Below are 22,383 nucleotides of genomic sequence, written 5' to 3'. Positions count from 1 at the left end.
CGCCGCCGCATCGGCAAGCGCCAGGGTTTCGTCCGGAATCCGCCACGACCGACGGGATGCCGGATGTCGTCAGAAGCGGTAGTTGACGGCCAGTTCCACCCGGCGGCCGGAGCCCTGCAGCCACTGCGTGGGGTTGTAGTAGGCAGTCGTCACGTAATGCTTGTCGAACACATTGAAGCCGCGCAGCGACAGCGTCGTATCCTTGCGCGGGCGCCACTGCAGCAGCACGTCGGTCGTCGTGTAGGCCGGCATCTCCAGCGTGTTCGCGCGATCGGCGAAGCGGCGCCCCACGTAGCGCAGGCCCGCGCCAGCCGTCCAGCCCGGCAGGAAACGCCAAGTCAGCCAGGCATTGGCCACGCGTTCGGGAACGTCGGTCGGCACATTGCCCGCGCGTGAAACAGGCGCGCCGCCCACCGACTCCGTGAAGTCGTCGTAGCGGGCCTGCAGCAGCGCGGCATTGGCATCGAGACGCCAGCCCGGCAGGAATTCGAGTCCGACGGTGGCTTCGATCCCCCTGGAGGACTGCTGGCCCACCTGAACGCTCTGCGCGGGGTTGAACACATCGCGTGTGACCAGGTTGTTCTTCACGATCCTGTACGCGGCGAAGGTCCATTCACCCTTGCTCCGCCAGAACGACTGCTTCAGGCCGACTTCCACCTGGTGGCCCGTGGACAGGCTGAAGTTGCTGTTGGCTGGCGAGAGCATCAGCAGCGCGCTGACGGGGTCGGCCGCCGCCGAGTACTGCGCGTAGACAGCGAGGTTGTCGGTCAGGTTGTAGACCGTGCCGGCACGCCACCCCACGTGCGAGAACGACTTGTCATAGGCTTGCTGGTTGCTGGTCAGGTCGTGGCGCGTGATGTCGGCATGGTCGTAGCGCAGGCCGGCCAGCACCGACCATTTCGGCGTGATCTCCAGCCGGTCCTCGAGGAACAGCGCGTACTGCGTAGCCTGGTTGGCGTAGCGCGGCGTGGTGCCCGCCACGTTGATGAACGTGCCGCGGTCGAACACCTCGGGATCGACGACGGAACTGCCCGAGTACGGCGCATTGTTCGTGTGCTGGAAGGAGGCGCGGTTCAGGTCATAACCGGCCGAGACGTTGTTCTTCATGCCGAGCAGGTCATGGCGGATCGCGGCATCGGACGTGTTCCCCACCTGCCACTGGTCATGCAGGATCTCCGTGTAGGAGGAGCGGTTGATCAGTCCGCTCGCCGGAAGGTAGTCGTAGTACTCGGCGTCGCGCCAGTGCCGCTTGCTGTCGATGTAGTACAGCCGCGAACGGACCGTGAGGTTGCTGTTCGGCGTCCATTGCGCGGACAGCTCGGACCATTGGTCGTCGTACTTGATCAGGCTGTCGCCGACGTTGTAGTTCCTGGTCCGCAGCGCCGGGTCCTGTTGCCCGTTGACGAGCGGGACGCCGAAGTATCGCGGTGGCTCCTGCCATCCCTTGGCATAGCTGAGCTTCACGCTCAACTCCGGGGTGGGGTCCCACTGCAGCGCGCCGGAGACCGACAAGTTGCGCGAGTTGCCGAAATCGACCCAGCCATCGGAGCGATTGCCGCTCACATCCAGCCGGTAGGACCACTTGTCGTTGACGGCACCGCCGCTGCCGAAAGCCAGCCGTTGGGTGTTTTCCGTGCCGATGACCGCCTGGATTTCGTTCTCGATGGCGCCGCGCATGGGCTTCTTGGGCACCACGTTGACCACGCCGCCGATGGCACCCTCGCCATAGATGACGGAGGCCGGGCCGCGCAATACCTCGATGCGCTCGACCGACCACGTATCAAACGGAAAGGTCACGCCAATGCCGCCGTACTGGCGCAGGCCGTCGTAGAGCCGCATGACCGATGTGGCATCGGTAAAGCCGCGCGATGACAACGACGCGCCGCCGTTGCCCGGATGGCCAAGGCTGGTCATGCCGGGCGCGCGAGTGATGGCGTCCACCAGCGAAGCGTCACCGCGCTCTTCGATCCGGTCTCGCGTCATGACGTCGACACTGGCGGGCGTCTGCATGAGCGTCAGGCCAAGGTTCGAGCCCGTCGTGGTCGGCTCCCGCAACCCGGACACGGCCGACGCATTCACCGTGACCGGGGCCAGCTCCCGGATGTCGGCGCCGGGCTCCGCCGCGTGCGCGGCGACGTGAGGCATGCAGGCGGCCCCGGCAGCCAGTGCGAGAAAACGTTTGCGAGGAAGGCAGCGGGACATGGATGAGCAGGCGGCAGCCGCACGCGGCGATGCACGACCTGGAAGTGGAGGAATGGGCACGCATTGTATGAATCCGGAGGCAATGACGGCATGCGGCACAGGGACGCACAACCAGTCAGGCCCGTGAGCCCGGGCATGTCCGATCCGCATGCCCGGGACGGCCTGGCGTGCATGGAAGAACCGGAAAGGATCCAGCGCGGCCATTGGTCGCACGAGCCGCAATCACGTGCGCGGTATGCTTGCGACCTGAAAGCCGCCCCGCACTCATTCCCATGAGCAAGAGTCCCTCGCCAACCGTCGCTGCCGCGGCCTGCGCCTATCGCATGCTCTGGCGCTGGCATTTCTATGCCGGCCTGTTCGTGATGCCGTTCCTGATCGTGCTGGCGATCACCGGCACGATCTACTGCTTCCAGCCACAGATCGAGCCGCTGCTCTACCCCCATCTGCTCAAGGTCCGTCCGGCCGGTGAATCCATGTCCGCGCAGGCGTTGCTGGATCGCGCGCGCGCCGCCGCGCCAGCGGGCGCCATCGCGACGACGTACACCATCGATCCCCGCCCCGATGCCAGTGCCGAATTCATCTTCCGCCTGCCGACGGGAATGAGCGAGAGCGTCTATCTGAATCCCCATTCCGGCGAGGTGCTGGGCCGCCTGAGCGTCGAGGACCGTTTCATGAAGCAAGTCCGGATGCTGCACCGCGCGCTGCTGGCCGGCAAGCCCGGGGAGCTGTTGATGGAACTGGCCGGCTGCTGGACGCTGGTGATGATCGCCACCGGCGTGGCCATGTGGTGGCCGCGCCTGCGTGCCGCCGGCATCGGGGCATTCCGGATGGCCAATGCAACGAGCAAGCGCGGATGGTGGAAGGAGATCCACCTGTTGCTGGGAGCATGGCTTGCGCTCGGCGCGCTGGCCTTCGTGCTGTCCGGCCTGCCGTGGACGGCATCATGGGGCAGGCAGTTCAAGGCCATCACCACCGCGGCGAACCTGGGCCGTCCCGATACGGGCGCGGCTGCGCACCAGCACGGCAATCCCGTCGCACAGCAGCGCCAGCAGGCACCACATGACGCGCCTGCTGCGCGCGGTTCGCGCAGCCACACCGTGGAAAGCCTGCCGCTGACGGACGTGCCCTGGGCCACCGGGCTCACGACGGTGCCGACAGGTTCCTCCGGGCACACGCCTGTCGGGCTCGACCGCGTCCTGGAAATCGCAAAGGCGCGTGGCGCGTCGGCGGGTTGCCAGATAGCATTGCCGGCGTCGGCCAGCGCCGTCTACACGGTTTCCTGCTTCCCGAGCGATCCGCAAGGTGAACGCACACTGCATATCGACCAACATAGCGGCGACGTCGTCAAGGACATCCGGTTCGCAGACTACGGCGCCGTGGCCAAGGCCGTCTCCTACGGAACGTCGCTGCACATGGGGCGCTACTTCGGGCTGGCCAATCAGATCGCCTGTGCGACGATATCAATTGGCCTGATGGCGCTGGCCGTCACCGGATGTGTCATGTGGTTGCGGCGCAAGCCCGCGCGGACGCTTGGCGCGCCGTCCCATCCGTCGGCGCTGCCGGCCATGCGGGCATGGGTGATCGGGCTGGGGTTGCTTGGCGTGATCTTCCCGATGATGGGCGTCACCCTGGCAGGGGTCTGGCTGATCGATCGGATGATTGCACGCGGCAAGGGCACGCCGCCGGCAGCGTCGGAACGCGTTGCCGCGTGAGGCAGGCGCATCGCGGCGTGGTGGCTGCGCCGATGCCGGAGGCGCAGCGCGGCGCGATGCGCATGCGCTGAACCCGCGGCTTGGGAAGCGCCACGACGCAATCCATCGTGCTGATTCCTGGCGCATGCATCGCAGGTTCTTTGACAGCAAGGCCGGGAGATTTGGACATCGCGCCGTGAATCTCGACGGCGAGCAAATGGCCTCGCGGGCCCTGCCTTCAATGTGCCGCCCGACCGCTTCCCGGAAAAAATAAAACCGACGCCTGCTGGTGCAGTGCGTCGGTTTGAGCGTGTGTTTCTTGTTCCTGCGTGCTTACCCTTGCGTACCCGACTAACATTCTTCCCGAAACTGTTCATTGATGGCCGGCTTGTGATCGTTGAGATCGGCGCGGGACAAGCCATTTCGACCGTCAGGCGCTTCGGCGAGCGCTGCGACGGCCGCTTCATCCGGATCAACCCCAGCGACTGGCAAGTGTCCCGCGCGCGTGCCATCGGTCTGCAGGGCAACGCACTCGAAACTCTTCGGCAGATCGACGATATCAACGGCTGACGGCCCCGCCCGCCCACATCCGTGGTCGCGGGGCCGTTCTAGCAGATACCGGTGCCCCGAGTGCACCAGCAACGCGGAAAGGTCCGTTATGACCATCTCCACGGCCACGGGCCGCCTGGAGAGCCGAGGTCCGCCTGCGATATTGAGACGGAGACTCCCGCTGGCCAAGGAGGGCCACTGACGACCCGGAGCGGACAATCGACGATCCCGAAAGCGGCCATTCAGGGTGACGCAGTGCGGTTATGCGTTCGGATTACTAGCCCAACTTTCTTGAGCGCTGTGGAGACGCTGGCTTGCGCACACGCGCAGGAGCTGGTCTGGGTGCCGAAGCGGCAACGACCCAAGGCGGAGATCTGCCATAGATTGGAAGACGTTGCCGGCGGCGGCTACCACTGAACGGCGCTCGCCGCGTTTCCGTCGCGACACGCATGCCGAGTGCGACGGCGACCTACGGCAAGATCGCCCCCCTCCCCGGACTCAGTCCACGGGGAGGGGGCACCTCAGTCCCGCTACGGTGCGACGATAGCAATGCCGTCCGTCCCGGCCCCTGCTGCGAAAGGCGATCCTGCGATGGACGTCAATGCACCCGTGGTCGCATCGACACTGTAGGCGTAGACGTTGGCGCTGCCTCGACTCGCCACATAGGCAAACTTTCCGGCGGGGTCGACCGCGATGAACTCAGGGGCTGACCCCGTCGCAAATGGAGATCCGGTCATCGGCGCCAACGCACCAGTGGTGGTGTTGATCGTGTAGGCAGAGATGGTGCTGTCACCGTCATTCGTCACATAGGCGAACTTTCCGCTTCGGTCGATCGTCACGGCGTATGGATTGGACCCCGCCGTGTAAGGAGAGCCGACGACAGCTGTCAATGCACCGGTAGTTGCATCGACGCTGAAAGCCGAGACCGTACCGTTATTTGAACTTGTCACATAGGCAAACTTCCCACTGGGGTCGATTGCAATTGTCGTCGGCAGGGGCGTCGAGAATGGCGATCCGGCAATAGGGGTCAAGACACCGGTGGTCGCATTGATGGTGTAGCCCGAGATCGTATTGGAGGCGCCGTTCGTCACATAGGCGAACTTCCCGCTGGGATCGACCGTCACGCTACGCGGACTGGCGCCTGCTGCAAAAGGCGAGCCTGCGACCTGAGTCAGGGCACCGGTGGCCGTGTTGATGGTGTAGGCTGAAACGGAAGCGCTGGAATTGTTCGCCGCATAAGCAAATTTTCCGCTAGGGTCGACCGTGACCGAGATCGGATTTAATCCTGCCGCAACGGGCGATCCCGCGACGAGGCTCAGTCCACCGGTGGTGGCGTCGATTGTGTAGGCGTAAATGTTATTGGCCGCAATATAGGCGAACTTCCCGTTGGGAGCGACAGCGACGGCCTGTGGATGCGCACCGATAGCAAATGGAGATCCGGAGATCTGCGTCAGTGCGCCGGTGGTGGGATTGCCGGTATAGACCGAGACGTTGGAGTCCACCCAGTTTGTCACATAGGTGAGCATTGGCACCAGCACGCAATTGACGGTGACATTGGTCACATTGGCCGTTGCCGTCCCATTCCCAGCTGTCACGCTGCAAGTCTGTTTCGGCGAGGTTGGCTGGGTCTTGATGGTGACGGCATAGCCTGCCCCGCTGCTCAAGGCAGTGGCAAAGGTGAAGCCGCCATTGGTCGCCATCGCCAGATCATCCCCGGCATTGTCCTGCAGTACCAGACCCGAGCCGCTCAGGCCGCTAACGGTCCCACCGATGGTGTACGTGTTGGGGGCAGAGATTGGCGCCGAAATGGGTGCGGCAGTGGCAACGGCCGGCGAATCTCCGCCGCCACAGGCATTGAGGAAGAAGCACAAGGAGGCCGTGGCTGATATCAGCCAGGAACCCGGGCGAAACGGGACAGTTTGATCAGAGCTTTTCATTGCCTTCTTCTTGGTTGCCGACGGAACCTATTCCAACGGCATGTGAAGCTGTTTCTTGAGCATTTGTAAGTAAGCGCCGCCCCGAATTGCTCGACAAGAATTCTCCTCTCGGCATGCATCGGACCATCACGTTCAATTCGGTATAGTCGGACAGGTCGCGCCTCGAGCAAAGGCGAGCGTCCGGTCGTCGGGACTGCAACTACCACCGATCAGACTGGCCGCTTTCCGGTAACTGAATTCCACTGAACCGCCCCTGGAGCCGTACCGGTCTTCGCGTTTATCGCATCACGGCCGTGCGATCGCAGCCGAAGCACCGGAGAGGCACCTCTACGGTGGATTGCACGCAATGTGGGCCCTATTTCAAAACGGCCGCTTGTGGCCGAGCTCGGCCATACCCCTCCCCTAGACCATCCCCAGCCCTCTAGGCAGCTCTCCCTAGTCCCACTCACCACAGCGCTGCGGGTTCGAGTGGAGGAGCTCAAACTGCCCAATTATCGGCCAGCATGACACTCATCAGTTTGATAGTCGCACTGTGAGTCGAAAAAACAAAAACCCCCGTAGAATCAATGATCTACGGGGGTTTTTCTGTATTTCTGGCGGAGAGGGTGTCCCCTGAATATTTGTCCGATAACGTGCCATAAAATTCTAAAAATACCTTATAGAACATAAAGTTACTGAAAATAATCGTCTAATGGCATCTTGCTGCATCCATTGAAATCCGCTATTCTTTGTGGGACAGTATGATGGACAAGGGGAAATGCCATGCCCAAGAAGGCCAAGGAATTATCCGCACTGGCGGTAGCGAAGTTGAAGGCCGAAGGGCGGTATGCCGTAGGCGGCGTCGATGGCCTGCACCTTCGCATTGCCGGGGGTTCCCGCGCATGGGTCTTGCGCGTTGCGGTCGGAACCCGCCTGAACGACGACGGCAAGCCCGTAGTGCATCGCCGAGACATAGGGCTAGGCAGTTACCCCGAAGTGTCCTTGGCCGAAGCCCGCGAAAAGGCCCGCGAACTGCGCAAGGACGTTAGGGCGGGCGTTGACCCGCTAGAAGCGAAAGAAGCCGAACGGCGCGCGAAGCTGGAAGCCAAGGCCGAACACGATCGCCGAAAGACCTTCCAAGAATGCGCCGAAGTCGTCATCGGGCAGAAAGCCGACGAACTGCGCAACGCTAGGGCCATCGCGCAATGGCAATCGACGCTTGAAACCTACGCCTATCCCTTCTTGAATGACGGTCGAAAAATCGACGAACTTACGCGGCATGACGTAGCGAAGGCGCTTGAACCCATTTGGCAAACGAAGCGCGAAACGGCGTCGCGCCTTCGCGGGCGCATCGAAGCCGTGTTCACCTATGCACGCAACGAAGATGCCTACAAGGGCGACAACCCCGCGTCGTTGACCTTCGTTCAGCATTCGCTAGGCAAACAGAAGAAGGACGCCAAGGAAAAACAACCGGCGTTGCCACACAAGCAAATGGGCGCATTCATGGCCGCACTTCGCCAACGCGAAGGCATATCGGCCCGCGCCCTTGAATTCGCCATCTTGACCGCCGCACGGTCGGGCGAAGTGCGCGGCGCGAAGCGGGACGAAATCGACTTCGAAGCGAAGACATGGACGGTTCCGGCCAATCGCATGAAGGCCAAGCGGGAACACGTCGTTACCCTGTCCGCCGAAGCCGTAAAACTACTTGAAGCCTTGCCGCGTATTGTGGGCACCGATCTATTATTCCCGGCCCCGCGTGGTGGCGAACTGTCGGATATGGCGCTTACGAAGACTGTTCGAGATATGCACGAAGCCGAAACGAAGGCCGACCGGCCCGGCTGGATTGACCCGAAATCGGGCCGCGTTGCCGTCGTTCACGGCTTCCGGTCGGCGTTCCGCGATTGGTACAACGACGAAGGCTACAAGCACGGCCACACGCGGGAAGCCGCAGAAATCGCGCTTGCCCACACGGTCGGAAGCGCCGTCGAACAGGCATACAGCCGTTCCGACATGCGCCAAGCCCGCCGCGCAATGATGCAGGATTGGGCGGGCTACTGCGCCAAGCCCGGCGCAAGCAACGTCATTGCCATGTCGAAGCAAGGGGCCGCATGATGACGAACCACGCAACGAAGATTGCCGAACTGCTGCGAACCGTCGATTCGAATCCCGGTTTCGCAATCGAACTATTGGCGATTGCCGCCGACTATCTGAAAAGCCGCGAACCGATGCCCGACGCGCTGGCCGACTACTTGGCCGACGCCTTCCGGCAAGCTGTCAGAACGAAGCTGCCGAAGAACGGTAAGCGTATCGAAGATGAACGCATTAATCAGCTTGCGCACGGTCTTTACATGAAGCGAAGCCCGGACGGCGGCGCACCGCGCAAAGATGTTCCGAAGGGCGACGTAGCGTTGACCGTCGCGGCCTTTGGCGATGCCGTGTCCGAAACCAAGTTGAAGGCCAATCTTGCGGCGGCTTACGACGTAAGCGAAGGAACCGCCCGCAGCCGCATCAAAGAAGCGAAGGCCGAACTTGCCGACGCCAGCGAAAAGACACGCGAAATACTGGAATCGAACGAACTTAAAAGCGTAGTCCGACCGCGATAAGTCATCGGAAGTCATGCGACGGCGGGCGGGGTTCAAATACCCCGCTTTGTTTTTGAACAGCCCCCGCCGCGACCATAGCCCCGTCGTTCATTGGAATCTAACGGGGTGCAATATGACTTCTTCACTTCTACGGCTTCCTGCCGTCATGTCTGCTACGGGCTTGACCCGCAGCACGCTTTACCTTCGCATCAAACAGCGGCTTATGACGCCCCCGGTCAAGTTGGGCGAACGTTGCGCCGCATGGCCCGCGCACGAAGTCGCCGCCATCAATACCGCCCGGATTGCCGGGAAGTCCGAAGCCGAAATACGCGAACTTGTGACGCAGCTTGAACAGCAGCGCACGGCGAATGCGTAGAAGCGGAGAAGGTTTCCCCCCAAATTCACGAATTTATAAGGGCTGTCGGAATGGGCAATGAATTTGTCCCACATACCAGCCCACAAAAGAACTGAAAAACGACCAATGGCACCAGAAGCCCACAAGCCAGCGCCGAACTTCGGGTTCGCCCCGTCGCCTGATGATGAACAGGTAATGATGCGCGAAATTCTGTCGCATCTTGCGTCGAAGAAAGAAGACGACGTGCGAATGGTTGCCGCCGCCTTGAAGACGCACGGCCCGAAGTTTGAAGAAATCTTCTTCGAATGGGCGACGCCTTACGGGCGGTACAAAGCGAAGGGATTGTGGGCAAAGGTTAAGGCCGACCCCGACGCGATGACGGAAGTTATCGACAGGCAGATTGCCGCCCTTGCCAAGAAAGCCCGCTTTAACCCAATTTCAGCGGCCATCGTCGAAGCTACGCCGTCGCCGAACTGGCGCGTCAAGTACGTTTTGCCCGTTACAGGCATCGCGGCCATCTATGGCGCGTCGGCGTCCGGCAAGTCTTTTGTGGGCTTAGAACTCGCCGCAGCCATCGCCGAAGGTTCGCCGTTCTTCGGATACGCAGCGAAGCCCGTCGCCGTGCTGTACGTCGTCCTTGAAGGCGAAGGCGGCATACGTGCCCGCGTCATCGCATGGCAACGCTACAAAGGTCGCGCCATGCCCGCAGACATGCGGTTTTTGCTGCAACCCTTCCGCCTAAACGACCCGCAGGACGTGGCCGAACTCGCCGCAATGTGCCCGCCCGGTTGCGTCGTGTTTATCGACACGCTGAACCGCGCTGCGCCGAACATTGACGAAAACAGCAGCAAGGACATGGGCGGCGTCATCGAAGGGGCGAAGACACTTCAACGCTTGATCGGCGGGCTTGTCGTTCTCGTTGCCCACACTGGCAAGGACGGGGCGAAAGGGCTTCGGGGCCACTCAAGCTTGTTCGCCGCGCTTGACGCCGCCGTTCTTGTCGAACGCATGGGCGACGCCCGAAGCTGGAAGGTCGATAAGGCCAAGGACGGGCGCGATGGTGAAGCGCATTTCTTCCGCCTGAACATCGTTGAAGTCGGTATGGACGAAGACGGCGACGTAATTACTTCGTGCGTTGTGACGCCCGATAGCGTTGTGCCCACAAAGGGCGAAAAGCCGCTTACCGCAAATCAGAAGATGGCCCTTGAATCCTTCCGCGAAGCCGCAGGGGTCTACGGCGGACTTGATGACGAAGGCAAATTCAACGGCCTGCATTTGGCCCGATGGCGTCCGGTCTTCTATCGCATGAGTCCCGCAGATTCGGACACGGCGAAGAAAAAGGCTTTCGAACGTGCCCGCAAAGACTTGATCGAACTTGGCCGTATCGAGGTTGAAAACAACATTTACCGGCTGTCGGGCGATACCGCCGCAATCGAAGAAAAGTGCATCGCCGAAGTCATGCAAGCCGAACGCGACAAGGCGACACGACAGCGACAACCCGGCGACGTGTCGCGTGTCGCAAGCCTGCCTTTGGGGACGACAGCGACACATACCCTTTAGGGTATGTCGCATGTCCCCGGCGATGCGATGGCCAATTTTTACTTTGTAGGAATGAGGAAAACGAAATGGCTATGTACCAACACTTCGAAGACGTACACGCACTTATCAAAGAACAAAGTTGCGTCGCTGAATTGATCGCAATGGAAGCGATGAAGCTAACGCAGCGCGTAAGCGGAAGCGATGCACGAACGATTGACGCCGAACTGTTGCGCACGTTGACCGCGCTTGTCGTGAACAAGTTGGACATTGACGAAATGCGTATCGAATACCAGCAGCGCGAACGGCAACGGGCGGTCAATCAGCAAATCGACGCATCCATGCAGCGGATGCAGGCCAATCGCTTTTGAGGCATACCCACATGAAAACCGCAACAAATTTGCACGGCGACGGCTGGCAAACCCGCGTAAACATTGAAGATAACGTGGAACCCCCGCCCCCTGCCGGAAAGAAAGTGTACGCACGCGCCAAGCTGGCAAGCGCGACGGACGTAAGCCGCGAACTTGCCAAGCTGTACCGCGAAGCGCGTAGCGGCGGAATCAAGGTCGAAGACGCTTCGCGTCTTGCGAACATTCTTGCCATCCTGTCGCGCATCCTGACCGATAGCGAACTCGAAGCGCGTATCGAAGCCTTGGAAGGCCGGGGCTAAACATGGCGCGCATCGGACTTCGCAACAGGCTTCGTAAGCTGGAAAAGCGCCGTAGGGGGCCAAGCCCGAACCGGGTTCTACGCTACAACCCTGCCGACCTTGGGGACGGCCCTGTAAGCGACGATTTGCCGGTTTGGGTGTCCGGGTATTGGCGACCGGGCGAAAACCCCGCCAGCGCCCCGCTGTCCACCTTCGCCGGACGGTTCGCCCTTGTGCCCGACTTCGGCACGACGGCGGAATGGGAAGCGGCGGCGGAACAGCAGCAACGCGACTTGCTGGCGAAGGCCCGCAGCCGAACCGACGAACCGGCGAACGTTGCGCCCGATAGTGTGGGCAACAGCGACAGCGGCGACGTGCCTGCACCAAAGCGCAAGGGTGAAAAGGGTAAACGGTTTATCGAATTGCCGGACGGGCGCACTTTCGACCGCGAAACCGGCGAATACCTGACAGAAGGGGGCTGATGGCCGCGATTGTTCAGGCGTCGGCGCATCCAGCGCCGCAACCTTCGAAGGAATTTCACCATGAACCAAGCACCGAACACCCTTGCCCCGTCGTATCCGAACAGCCTTGTTCAAACCGAAGCCGCGTCGTCGTTCTTGTCGCTGGCAGGCACCGAAACGGGCCGGAAAGCTTTTCTAGGCGATAGCGAAAAATTCGAAAGCGGCGTCGGCCCGGACATTGCCAATGCCCACATTGCCTTGCGCGATGGCGTCGCAACCATCGCCGCGCTTCTGAACGATGCGACGCGCAACGAAGTTCAGCGGCACGAAGCGGCGGGCGTAGTGGCCGCGCGCACGGTCGAAGCTTTGCAGAAGGCCAAAGCCGCGATTGAAAGCCGGGCCGAAGTCCTGTTCAGCGACGGCGCAGCGCAGGCCGAACGCGAATTCACCCCGCGCGCCAGCCATGCCAGCCTTGAAAGCGAAATCCGGGCGTATATCCGCGAACAGGCGAAGCTGCCGGACGGCCCGGCCAATGTGCGCGCGGCCATGCTGGCGTCGAAGGACGTTGCGGCGGTCATCTTCCATTCGCCCGGCTTCCTTGTGGGCATCAACGCCGACACGCATTCGAAGCTGCGGTACGAAGCCGCCGAAAAGTTCGCCCCGGAAGCCTACCGGCGCATGACTGATAGCGTCGCGCTTCGTGAACTTGCACCGAAGTTCGACAAGGCTATCGGTAGCGTTCGCAACAGCTTCTACAACCCGACTCTTGCCGCGAAGGCTTCGACCCGCGTTCAGATTTAACGAACCCAAGTGCCATTGGGACTTTTGCCCGGCCTTCGTGCCGGGCTTTTTTCGCTAGAAGGGGTACAACTTGCGGCGGATAGTTCCCCGCCCGGCGATATGCAGTCGAATGTAAACGGAACGACCCTTTAACCTGTCGTAGCTAGTCGAAAAGTACGATTCATCCACGAAGGTTAACGTGTGCGTCGAAACAGGCGCAATGGTGGAATCACCGGCGTCGTAATCCCTGTCGCAGATGGACGTTTCTTTGCGAAAAGGCCAGACGCCCGAACCGTAGAACACTTCCCAATGCACCAAAATCAACGGTTTGGAGGAAAGGTTCCGAATACGTACTTCGTTCCCAATGTCGGGGGCGCTTGTGAAGCTGCCGCCGATTTCCACACGGAAGCGGTCGCGCCAAATCTCCCAACCTTTGAGCGCAGCAAGGATCGTAGAGAGTATCGCGCCCCACCATGCAGGGGCGTTTGCTTCGGGAAGGCGCTGCAACCATTCAAGCATCGTCGTACCCTTCGAAACTGTCGTAGCTGTCAGTGTAGCGAGCTACGAAAGTGCCATCGTAGAACTTCCGCCCGGCCTTGTTTCGGGTCGTTTTACAGCAAGTGAAGCTTCGCTTGCAGGACTTCGACCTTATCCAAGCTTTCGGCAATTAAGTCTTGGCATGTTCCCATGCTGTCGATTTCGGATAGCTTCATTTCCTTGAATTGGGCTTCCATCTGCTTGTCGAATTTGGAAGCTTTGATCTTTTGTTCGATGCCGTCGATTGTCAGAACCGCTTGATTACGATTTCCCGTCACCCGCGAGTACGTTTCGACGGCAAGTGTCTTTGCCGCGCGGTAGTGCGCCAAGCCGCCCAAAAATTTCTGGCACGAATACGTCGAAACCATGTGTTCTTGCAATGCCTTCGCCAATTCGCGGGCGTTCGCATCATCGGTTGCGTCCGCCCATGCAACATTGGCCGTACCTACGGCCAGCAATGCCGCAGACATTACTAGCGTAGCAATGTTGTTCATTCGTGCCCCTTTTCAGTGAGTTCCGTTGGCGGGTACGTGCCTATAGGCTACACGAAGGCGACATTCGCCGCATGGCGAATTCCGAAATACAAAATGTTGGGCCGATCTTCGGCGACGTTCTTCGTCGCTATCGTGCAGAGTTGAACGTATCGCAAGAAGAACTCGCGTTTCGGGCGGGGGTTGATAGAACGTTCGTATCTCGAATCGAGCGCGGCATACGGCAACCGACGATTACGACGCTCATTGGCTTGGGGCTTGCGCTGGGAGTCTCTGCCGCCGAATTGGTGCGAGAGGTCGAAGCCGAATACTTGCGGCAGACCGCGAAGTAAGGTTGCCATCCAGTAGGCGCGCTGACACATAGACAACGGGCCAGCGGCAAGAAAAAAAGCCCACAACGATTTTTTGTTGTGGGCTTCTATGTGGGTCAAAACCAAGAATATGTCGTAAGTTCTTGATTTTATTGAATATCTGGCGGAGAGGGTGGGATTCGAACCCACGGTACCGTCGCCGGTACGCCTGATTTCGAGTCAGGTACATTCGACCACTCTGCCACCTCTCCGGTAACTTGGTCGCGTGTCGCGAAGAACAAGATTATAGAGTGAAGTCCACCGCGACCGCAAGTCCCTTACGCGAGAAAATTTATGCCTCGGGTTCGAGGCGCGCGAGGCCGCCGAGGTACGGCTGCAGCGCGGCAGGCACCGTCAGCGAGCCGTCGGCGTTCTGGTAGTTCTCCAGGATCGCCACCAGCGTGCGGCCCACGGCCAGGCCGGAGCCGTTGAGCGTGTGCACGAGCTCGGGCTTGCCCTGCGCCGTGCGGAAGCGGGCCTGCATGCGGCGCGCCTGGAAGTCGCCCATGTTCGAGCACGAGCTGATCTCGCGGTAGGTGTTCTGCGCGGGGATCCACACTTCGAGGTCGTAGGTCTTGGTGCTGCCGAAGCCCATGTCGCCGGTGCACAGCACGATGGTGCGGAACGGCAGGTCGAGCTTCTTGAGGATCGCCTCGGCATGGCCGGTGAGCTGCTCGAGCGCGTCGAACGACTGCTCGGGCGGCACCACCTGCACGAGCTCGACCTTGTCGAACTGGTGCTGGCGGATCATGCCGCGCGTGTCGCGGCCATACGAGCCGGCTTCGGAGCGGAAGCACGGCGTGTGGGCGACGAAGCGCAGCGGCAGCTTGTCGCCGGCCACGATGGCGTCGCGCACGATGTTGGTCAGCGGCACCTCGGCGGTGGGGATCAGGTAGAAGTTCTCGGTGCGCTCGCCGCCTTCGTTGTTCTCGCCGCCGACCTTGCGCGGCACCTTGAACAGGTCTTCCTCGAACTTGGGCAACTGGCCGGTGCCGCGCATCGACGCCGCGTTGACGATGTAGGGCACGTACATCTCGGTGTAGCCGTGCTCGAGCGTGTGGGTATCGAGCATCAGCTGCACCAGCGCGCGGTGCATGCGCGCGATGCCGCCGCGCAGCATGGCGAAGCGCGAGCCGGTGACCTTGGTGGCGGTGTCGAAGTCCAGCCCCAGCCGCGCGCCCACGTCCACGTGGTCCTTCACTTCGAAGTCGAAGCTGCGCGGCGTGCCGACGCGACGCACTTCCACGTTCTCGGTTTCGTCGCGGCCCACCGGCACGCTGTCGTGCGGCAGGTTGGGAATGGCCAGCATGGTCTCCGCGAGCTGGGCCTGGATCTCGTCCAGGCGTGCGGCCGAGGCCTTGAGCGCATCGCCGATGCCGCCCACTTCCGCCATCACGGCCGAGGCGTCCTCGCCCTTGCCCTTGAGCATGCCGATCTGCTTGGACAGGCTGTTGCGGCGCGCCTGCAGTTCCTCGGTCTGGGTCTGCAGTTGCTTGCGCTCGGCTTCGAGTGCCTGGAAGGCCGCTACGTCGAGCTGGAAGCCGCGCGCGGCAAGGCGCTGCGCCACGGCGTCGATGTCTTTGCGGAACAACTGGATGTCTAGCATGTTGCGTGTGTGGAGGGTGCTGGGCCGGCGACATGCCGGCGGACCCGCCATTTTACTGCACTGGCCCCGCCGCCCGCCGTTCGGCCAGGCGCGGAACAGACGGCCGCGGCGGCCGCTGTTCCGCGGGACGGGCGGCCCCGGCGCCGGGGTGTGCCGGCTAGGGCTCGCCGCCCTCGTCCTTGCCCTTGCCTTTGCCCTGCTGGCGCAGCCACTGCGCGTCGAGCTCGCGCAGGTGGCGCAGCTTGTCGCCGATCTTGCCTTCGAGCCCGCGCGGCGTGGGCTGGTACCAGCCCTGGCGCTTGAGGTCGTCGGGGAAATAGTGCTCGCCGGCCGCGTAGGCTTCCGGCTCGTCGTGCGCGTAGCGGTAGGCGTGGCCGTAGCCGAGTTCCTTCATCAGCTTGGTGGGCGCGTTGCGCAGGTGCACCGGCACGCCGCGCGACTTGTCCTTGGCGACGAACGCGCGCGCCGCGTTGTAGGCGTTGTAGCCGGCGTTGGACTTGGGCGCCACGGCCAGGTAGACCAGCGCCTGCGCCAGCGCCAGCTCGCCTTCGGGCGAGCCCAGGCGCTCGTAGGTCTCGGCCGCGTCGAGCGTGATGCGGGCCGCGCGCGGGTCGGCCAGGCCGACGTCTTCCCAGGCCATGCGCACGATGCGGCGCGCCAGGTAGCGCGGGTCGGCGCCGCCGTCGAGCATGCGGCAGAACCAGTAGAGCGTGGCGTCGGGGTCGGAGCCGCGCACCGACTTGTGCAGCGCGCTGATCTGGTCGTAGAAGGCGTCGCCGCCCTTGTCGAAGCGGCGCAGGTTCTCGGACAGCGCGCTGCCCAGCAGCGCCGTGTCCACGCTGGCGGCGCCGGCGTTGCGCGCGGCGCGCGCCACGATCTCGATGTTGTTGAGCAGCTTGCGGCCGTCGCCGTCGGCGGACGCGACCACCAGCGCCAGCGCCTCGTCCTCCCACTGCAGGCCGCCGAGCTCCTCGCTGGCGCGCCGCGCGAGCTGCGTGAGCTCGGCATCGTCCAGGCTCTTGAGCACGTACACGGCCGCGCGCGACAACAGCGCGCCGTTGACCTCGAACGAGGGGTTCTCGGTGGTGGCGCCGATGAAGGTGAACAGGCCGCTTTCGACGTGCGGCAGGAAGGCGTCCTGCTGGCTCTTGTTGAAGCGGTGCACTTCGTCGACGAACACCAGCGTGCGGCGGCCGTGGGCGCGGTACTGCTCGGCGCGCTCGACCGCCTCGCGGATGTCCTTGACGCCGGACAGCACCGCCGAGAGCGCGATGAACTCGGCGTCGAAGGCGGTGGCCATGAGGCGCGCCAGCGTGGTCTTGCCCACGCCGGGCGGGCCCCACAGGATCATCGAATGCGGCTCGCCGGAGGCGAAGGCCACGCGCAGCGGCTTGCCCGGGCCGAGCAGGTGCTGCTGGCCGATGACTTCGTCGATGTTGCGCGGGCGCAGGCGCTCGGCCAGCGGTTGTTGGGAACGGTCGGGAGCTTCGGAGAACAGCGAATCCGCCACGGTAATCAGGCCTCTTGGTCAGGGCGGGCGCACGGGCAGGCCGCTGCGCCCTGGAACCTGACAGTGTAGACCATCGCGGCGGGCGGCCCGGCGTTCGCGCCGCGCGGCGGGCCTGCCCGCGCCTTCGCGCCGCCCTCCCCGTTCTCTACTTCGCGGCCTGCTCGTTGCGCGTGAACGCATCCAGCACGCCGGCGCGCTCGCCGCCGACGCGCGCGCGCCAGGCGCTCACCGCGCCGGCGCCGGCCTCGCGCAAGGCCTGCTGCACGGCGGGCGCGGGGCTCGCCTGGATGGCCACGCCGTTGGCGCGCATGCGCGCGGTGTTCTCTTCCAGCCGGGTGTCCAGGCGCGCCCACTGCTTCTGCTCGGTGGCCTGCGCGGCGGCGTCCACGGCCGCGCGCGTGGCCGGCGGCAGCGCGGCGTAGGCCGCGGCGTTGACGGTGGTGAACGACAGCGGCATGGCGTAGCCGATCGCCGTGAAGTTGGGCAGGTAGTCCCACAGCTTGCGGCCCGCGCCGCCGTCGCCCGAGGACAGCACCGCGTTGACCGAACCGTCCTTGAGGCGCGGCATGGCGTCGGCGAACGACAGGTTGGTGGCCTGCGCGCCGGCGGCCTTCATGACCTCGGTGGAGGTCTCGTCGTAGGTGCGCACCGACAGCGCGCGCAGCCCGGCCAGCGTGGCGACCGGGTCGCGCGACCACAGCCCGGTGGGCGGCCACGGCGTGAGATAGAGCAGGTGCTGGCCCTGCGCCGCGAACGCGCGCGCGTAGTCGGCGCGCGCCAGCTCGGCCAGGCGCCGCGCGCCGTCCACCGAGGTGGCGACGAACGGCAGCGACGACAGCAGGAACAGCGGGTCCACCGCGCCCAGCGCGCCGCCGAAGGCATCGCCGCCCTCCAGCTTGCCTTCCCGGACCGCGGCCGGCATCTGCGCGGAGCGGATGCCGGCGCTGGCGTCGTAGCTCGGCCTGACCGCCAGCGCGCCCGCGGTGCGCGCCCCGACCTCCTCGGCGAACGTGGCCAGCCCTTCGCCGGGCATGGCGCTGGCCGGGTATTCCGTGGCCATGCGCCAGGTCGTGGCCGTGGCCGGCTGCGCCCAGCCCTGGCCGGCGCCGCTGGCAATCAGCGCGAGCAGCGCGCCGGCGCGCAGCAGCCGGCGGCGCAACGGGTGGAACGCGGACTTCGGGGAAGCGGGCATGATAAAAGGTCCTGGGGGTCGTGGGTGGGGAAATGAAAACTTCGGGGCAGGCAACCGGCAATCAGGCCGCGAGGTGGCCGCGGGCCTGGCCGCGCGGGAACGCCACCACGTCGTCGACCTCCACGCGGATGCCGATCCGCTCGCCGAGCGCGTGGTCGTGGTGCGAGGGCACCAGCGCCAGCACCTGCCCGCCGCCGGCCAGGCGCAGGGTGTAGAGGATCTCGGCGCCCCGGAACGCCTTGTGCAGGACCTCCGCGCGCAGCGGGCTGGCGTCGTCGTGGACGATGTCGTCGGGCCGGATCAGCACGTCGACCTCCGCCGTGGCGGGCGGCACGCGCAGCGGCTCGCGGCTGCGCAGCGTGCCGAGCTCCAGCGTGACGGCATGCGGGCCGTCGAGGCGCCCCGGCATCAGCACGCCCTGCCCGATGAAATCCGCGACGACGCGCGTGGCGGGGCGGTGATAGAGATTGTGCGCGTTGTCCCACTGCTCGATGGCGCCGGCATGCATCACGCCGATCTCGTCGGCCACGGCAAACGCTTCGTACTGATCGTGCGTGACCAGGATGGCGGTGGTGCCCTGGGCCTTGAGGATGTCGCGCACGTCCAGGCTCAGGCGTTCGCGCAGGTCGATGTCCAGGTTGGAGAACGGCTCGTCGAGCAGCAGCAGGCCGGGACGCGGCGCCAGCGCGCGCGCCAGCGCCACGCGCTGCTGCTGGCCGCCCGACAATTCATGCGGGAACTTGCCGCCGGCGCCGGCCAGGCCGACCAGCGCGAGCATCTCCGCCACGCGCGCGGCGCGTTCGCCGCGGCGCGCGGCGCGCAGCCCGAAACCCACGTTGTCGGCCACGCTCAGGTGCGGGAACAGCGCGTAGTCCTGGAACACCATGCCCACCCGCCGCCGCTCGGGCGGCACCGCGAAGCCCGGCGACGACACGACCTCCCCCTGCAGCAGGATGCGGCCTTCGCGCAGCGGCTCGAAGCCGGCGATGGCGCGCAGCACGGTGGTCTTGCCGCAGCCGCTGGGGCCGAGCAGGCAGGCGATGCTGCCGCGCGCCAGGGTGAACGACATGCCGTTGACGACGGCGTGGCTGCCGAAGCCGTGACGGATGCGGTCGACCTCGATCACGGTGTCGGCATCGGCGCGCGCGGGCGCGGAGGAGGAATGAGGGTGGCCTCGCATGCCAGGCATTATATGGGGCGGGCGCGCGCATGCGGCGGGGATCGGGGCGGAAACCGGGGGAGGAAATCGGGGGCGAGGATCCGGGCAAGAATCGGCGCAGGGATCGGCGTCGATGGCGGGACGGGCGGCGCGCGTCCCGGCCGGCCCGCCGCCATTGCTAGAATGCGGAGCCTGCCCAACGGTGCCGCCAGCCGGCACCGGCCCGCCGGGCCTCGCCCGCCGACCGACCGCAACCGACGCCATCCCGCCGCCGAATGAGCCTGCCCCGCCTTCGCCATGCCAGCCGCCCGCAGCCGCTCGCCCTCGTCGCGGGCCTGGCCGCGCTGCTGATCGCGCTGCCGGTCGCGCAGGTGGCCGGCAGCCTGCTCGCGCCCGGCGGCGACACCTGGCGGCACCTCGCCGACACGGTGCTGGCCGAATACGTCGGCAACACCCTGTGGCTGCTGGCCGGGGTCTGCGCCGGCGTGCTGCTGCTGGGCGTGCCCACCGCCTGGCTGGTCAGCACCTACCGCTTTGCCGGGCGGGGCTGGCTGGAGTGGGCGCTGGTGCTGCCGCTGGCCATGCCGGCCTACGTCATCGCCTACGCGTACACCGACGCGCTGCAGTTCGCCGGCCCGGTGCAGGGCTGGCTGCGGGCGCTGACCGGCTGGCGCGCGCGCGAATACTGGTTCCCGGACATCCGCTCGCTGGGCGGCGCCATCGTGCTGTTCACGCTGGTGCTCTATCCCTATGTCTACCTGACCGCGCGCGCGGCCTTCCTGCAGCAGACCCTGAACACGCTGGAGGCGGCGCGCCTGCTCGGCTACGGCACCTGGGGCAGCGTGTGGCGCGTCATGCTGCCGCTGGCGCGCCCCGGCATCGTCGCCGGCACGGCGCTGGCGCTGATGGAGACACTGGCCGACTTCGGCACCGTGGCCTATTTCGGCATCCCGACGTTTTCCACCGGCATCTACCGCGCGTGGTTCTCGCTCGGCGACAAGAACGCCGCGGCCCAGCTGTCCGCCTGCATGCTGGCATTCGTGCTCGGCATCCTGCTGGCCGAGCGCGTCAGCCGCGGGCGCGCGCGCGTGCACGGCGGCCAGCGCCGCGCGCCGGCCTATCGCCTGCATGGCTGGCGGGCCGCGCTGGCGCTGCTGGCATGCCTGCTGCCCGTGCTGCTGGGCTTCGCCGTTCCCGCGCTGATGCTGTGCAGGATGGCGCTGGCCGAGGGCGACGCGCAGTTCGGCCCGCGCTTCGTCGGGCTGGTGCGCAACAGTTTCCTGCTGGCCAGCGTCACCGCGCTGGCGGCGGTGCTGGCCGCGCTGCTGATCGGCTATGCGGGACGCGGCATCGGGGCCGGCCGGGGCTGGCTGCTGCGCGCGCTGACGCGGGTCTGCGGCATGGGCTACGCGCTGCCCGGCTCGGTAATCGCGGTGGGCGTGCTGGTGCCGGTGGCGCGGCTCGACAACGCCTTGTCGTCCTGGCTGCAGCAGCACCTGGGATGGCCGGCCGGGCTCCTGCTGACCGGCGGCATCGCCGCGCTGGTCTACGCCTACCTGGTGCGCTTTCTCGGCGTGGCCCTGCAGACCGTCAACGCCGGCCTCGCGAAGATCACGCCGGACATGGACGCGGCGTCGCGCAGCCTCGGCCACGGCCCGGGCGCCACGCTGCGCCGCGTGCACCTGCCGATGCTGCGCGGCAGCCTGCTCACCGCGGCGCTGATCGTCTTCGTCGACGTCATGAAGGAGCTGCCGGCGACGTTCGTGATGCGCCCGTTCAATTTCGACACGCTCGCCGTGCAGGCCTACAACCTGGCCGCCGACGAGCGCCTGGCCGAGGCCGCCACGGCATCGCTGGTGATCGTGGCGGTGGGCCTGCTGCCGGTGATCCTGCTGTCGCGCTCGATCCGCCGCGACGCGCGGCAATAGGCCCGGGCGGCCGCCGCGCTTCTTTTCCTAAAGTTCTCCGACGGGCTGCCGATATATCGCTGGTCCGAAGCTGCGCCCCGGCGCGTGCGCGTTGCCGCGCGCGCCAACCGGTCCGCCCCCGCCGCTGGCCGGCTTCGCGCTGCATTGCGGCGATATCGCCGCACTTGCCCCGTACTTGTTCGCAGCGTCTTCAGGGAGTGTTATGCAGCTTCGTTACCGCATGCTCGTGTTCAAGCTGGGCCGCCTGCCCCGCCAGGAGCGGATCAGCCCGGTCGATGAGATCGCCCTGGCGGGCCAGTTGGCGGAACAACTCGACAAACCGGGCATGGTCGAGCGCCTCGTGGCGGACCTGTTCGACCACGAGAACGCCCATGTCAGGCGCATCGCGCTCAACGCGGTGAGGCGCGCGCACGGCTACCGGCAGGCCGACATCACGCTCGCGCTGCTGCGCAAGCTCGGCGACCCCGATCCGTGGCTGCGCCATGACGCCGCCTGGATCCTGCACGAGTCCGGGCTGGACAGCCCGCACATCCGCGCGGCGCTGCGCCAGCTGGCCGGCCCGGTCATGCTGCCCTACGACCTGGAGCGCTCCCGCGCCAACCCGGGCGACGCGCTGCTGCACGCCCAGGTGCGCGCGCGGCAGGCGCTGGACGTGCTGCTGGCGCGCCAGACCGCGGGCACGGTGATCGCCAAGCTGCCTTACGCGGACGGCACCGTGGGCCACACGCGCGTGCGGCGGCGCGAGCAGCTGAAGCTGGCCTTCGAGCGGCACAAGGAGCGCGGCGCGAAGCTGCGCTTCCGGCGCGTGGAAAACGGGGAGGAAAACAAGGAGGCGGCCGCCGTGCCGCGGCCGAAGCCGAAGGCCGCGCCGTGAACATGGCGGCGCGCC

At 64.9% G+C, this 22,383-nt stretch carries 21 protein-coding genes, 1 tRNA gene and 1 pseudogene; 13 read left to right on the top strand and 10 right to left on the bottom strand.

The genetic code is table 11. The features are described 5' to 3' along the window. Window positions 1-69 precede the first annotated feature (69 nt). The gene (locus tag K206_RS0103000) at window positions 70-2,145 is read right to left on the bottom strand and encodes a TonB-dependent siderophore receptor (RefSeq protein ID WP_020423645.1); all 2,076 of its coding nucleotides are present in this window, start codon (window positions 2,143-2,145) and stop codon (window positions 70-72) included. 329 nt (window positions 2,146-2,474) lie between these two features. Here K206_RS0103000 and K206_RS0102995 point away from each other — a divergent pair, with 329 nt between their 5' ends. After that, the gene (locus tag K206_RS0102995; RefSeq protein ID WP_020423644.1) at window positions 2,475-3,914 is read left to right on the top strand and encodes a PepSY domain-containing protein; all 1,440 of its coding nucleotides are present in this window, start codon (window positions 2,475-2,477) and stop codon (window positions 3,912-3,914) included. A 206-nt stretch (window positions 3,915-4,120) separates the two neighbouring features. On the opposite strand, the pseudogene K206_RS44740 reads toward K206_RS0102995, so the two are convergent. Next, window positions 4,121-4,251: pseudogene (locus K206_RS44740) on the bottom strand (recombinase family protein); the annotation flags it as partial. Between K206_RS44740 and K206_RS42600 the strand changes: the two are divergent. Beyond that, complete coding sequence (locus K206_RS42600; protein WP_196812833.1) at window positions 4,233-4,463, top strand: hypothetical protein; 231 nt, start codon at window positions 4,233-4,235, stop codon at window positions 4,461-4,463. The pseudogene K206_RS44740 and the gene K206_RS42600 sit on opposite strands and share 19 nt — an antisense overlap. A gap of 509 nt (window positions 4,464-4,972) precedes the next feature. Here the strand turns inward: K206_RS42600 and K206_RS41310 are convergent. After that, on the bottom strand, window positions 4,973-6,379 hold the full coding sequence (locus K206_RS41310; RefSeq protein WP_081651303.1) for a beta-propeller fold lactonase family protein: 1,407 nt from the start codon (window positions 6,377-6,379) through the stop codon (window positions 4,973-4,975). A 762-nt stretch (window positions 6,380-7,141) separates the two neighbouring features. Between K206_RS41310 and K206_RS0102985 the strand changes: the two genes are divergently transcribed. The 8 genes from K206_RS0102985 to K206_RS0102960 all read left to right on the top strand — a co-directional run bounded on the left by K206_RS0102985 (window position 7,142) and on the right by K206_RS0102960 (window position 12,742). Then, window positions 7,142-8,470: an integrase arm-type DNA-binding domain-containing protein gene (locus tag K206_RS0102985; protein WP_043365230.1), complete on the top strand. Its 1,329-nt coding sequence runs from the start codon at window positions 7,142-7,144 to the stop codon at window positions 8,468-8,470. Then, on the top strand, window positions 8,467-8,961 hold the full coding sequence (locus K206_RS0102980) for a hypothetical protein (protein WP_020200918.1): 495 nt from the start codon (window positions 8,467-8,469) through the stop codon (window positions 8,959-8,961). The genes K206_RS0102985 and K206_RS0102980 overlap by 4 nt, the downstream gene beginning before the upstream one ends. A gap of 13 nt (window positions 8,962-8,974) precedes the next feature. Next, window positions 8,975-9,316: a helix-turn-helix transcriptional regulator gene (locus tag K206_RS41305; RefSeq protein WP_369796861.1), complete on the top strand. Its 342-nt coding sequence runs from the start codon at window positions 8,975-8,977 to the stop codon at window positions 9,314-9,316. Window positions 9,317-9,421: 105 nt separating this feature from the next. Beyond that, window positions 9,422-10,855 carry an AAA family ATPase gene (locus tag K206_RS40780; protein ID WP_196812832.1) on the top strand — a complete coding sequence of 478 codons (1,434 nt, stop codon included), beginning with the start codon at window positions 9,422-9,424 and terminating at the stop codon, window positions 10,853-10,855. 65 nt (window positions 10,856-10,920) lie between these two features. Continuing rightward, window positions 10,921-11,202, top strand: coding sequence for a hypothetical protein (locus K206_RS0102970; protein ID WP_020200916.1), 282 nt, complete (start codon window positions 10,921-10,923; stop codon window positions 11,200-11,202). An 11-nt stretch (window positions 11,203-11,213) separates the two neighbouring features. Next, a complete protein-coding gene (locus K206_RS0102965) occupies window positions 11,214-11,501 on the top strand; it encodes a hypothetical protein (protein WP_231401534.1) in 288 nt (95 codons plus the stop codon). Between the two features lie 2 nt (window positions 11,502-11,503). Continuing rightward, window positions 11,504-11,962 (top strand): hypothetical protein, encoded by a 459-nt coding sequence (locus tag K206_RS42595; protein WP_155887928.1) that lies wholly within the window; start codon window positions 11,504-11,506, stop codon window positions 11,960-11,962. A gap of 60 nt (window positions 11,963-12,022) precedes the next feature. After that, entirely contained in the window at window positions 12,023-12,742 is a 720-nt protein-coding gene (locus tag K206_RS0102960) for a hypothetical protein (RefSeq protein WP_020200914.1), read from the top strand. Between the two features lie 54 nt (window positions 12,743-12,796). Here the strand turns inward: K206_RS0102960 and K206_RS42590 are convergent, their stop codons facing one another. After that, entirely contained in the window at window positions 12,797-13,240 is a 444-nt protein-coding gene (locus K206_RS42590) for a hypothetical protein (RefSeq protein ID WP_155887927.1), read from the bottom strand. A 92-nt stretch (window positions 13,241-13,332) separates the two neighbouring features. Then, window positions 13,333-13,752: a hypothetical protein gene (locus K206_RS0102955; RefSeq protein WP_155887926.1), complete on the bottom strand. Its 420-nt coding sequence runs from the start codon at window positions 13,750-13,752 to the stop codon at window positions 13,333-13,335. A gap of 71 nt (window positions 13,753-13,823) precedes the next feature. Here K206_RS0102955 and K206_RS41300 point away from each other — a divergent pair, with 71 nt between their 5' ends. After that, window positions 13,824-14,081, top strand: coding sequence for a helix-turn-helix domain-containing protein (locus tag K206_RS41300; RefSeq protein ID WP_081651300.1), 258 nt, complete (start codon window positions 13,824-13,826; stop codon window positions 14,079-14,081). 140 nt (window positions 14,082-14,221) lie between these two features. Here the strand turns inward: K206_RS41300 and K206_RS0102945 are convergent. The 5 genes from K206_RS0102945 to K206_RS37385 form a co-directional block, all read right to left on the bottom strand. Beyond that, window positions 14,222-14,311, bottom strand: a tRNA-Ser gene (locus K206_RS0102945). Window positions 14,312-14,391: 80 nt separating this feature from the next. Then, a complete protein-coding gene (serS, locus tag K206_RS0102940) occupies window positions 14,392-15,705 on the bottom strand; it encodes a serine--tRNA ligase (protein ID WP_020200912.1) in 1,314 nt (437 codons plus the stop codon). A 157-nt stretch (window positions 15,706-15,862) separates the two neighbouring features. Then, window positions 15,863-17,215 (bottom strand): replication-associated recombination protein A, encoded by a 1,353-nt coding sequence (locus K206_RS0102935; RefSeq protein WP_020200911.1) that lies wholly within the window; start codon window positions 17,213-17,215, stop codon window positions 15,863-15,865. A gap of 145 nt (window positions 17,216-17,360) precedes the next feature. Next, the gene (locus tag K206_RS37390; RefSeq protein ID WP_052165774.1) at window positions 17,361-18,407 is read right to left on the bottom strand and encodes a TRAP transporter substrate-binding protein; all 1,047 of its coding nucleotides are present in this window, start codon (window positions 18,405-18,407) and stop codon (window positions 17,361-17,363) included. A gap of 61 nt (window positions 18,408-18,468) precedes the next feature. Further along, window positions 18,469-19,587, bottom strand: coding sequence for an ABC transporter ATP-binding protein (locus tag K206_RS37385; RefSeq protein WP_020200909.1), 1,119 nt, complete (start codon window positions 19,585-19,587; stop codon window positions 18,469-18,471). A gap of 254 nt (window positions 19,588-19,841) precedes the next feature. Here K206_RS37385 and K206_RS0102920 point away from each other — a divergent pair, with 254 nt between their 5' ends. Both K206_RS0102920 and K206_RS0102915 read left to right on the top strand, forming a co-directional pair. Further along, a complete protein-coding gene (locus tag K206_RS0102920; protein ID WP_020200908.1) occupies window positions 19,842-21,494 on the top strand; it encodes an iron ABC transporter permease in 1,653 nt (550 codons plus the stop codon). Between the two features lie 202 nt (window positions 21,495-21,696). Next, entirely contained in the window at window positions 21,697-22,368 is a 672-nt protein-coding gene (locus tag K206_RS0102915) for a hypothetical protein (RefSeq protein WP_155887924.1), read from the top strand. Window positions 22,369-22,383: the final 15 nt, after the last annotated feature.

The organism is Cupriavidus sp. WS (assembly GCF_000395345.1).
GTDB lineage: Bacteria > Pseudomonadota > Gammaproteobacteria > Burkholderiales > Burkholderiaceae > Cupriavidus > Cupriavidus basilensis_B.
Note: the sequence above shows the minus strand (reverse complement) of the source record. Positions and strands in the feature narration are given on the sequence as shown.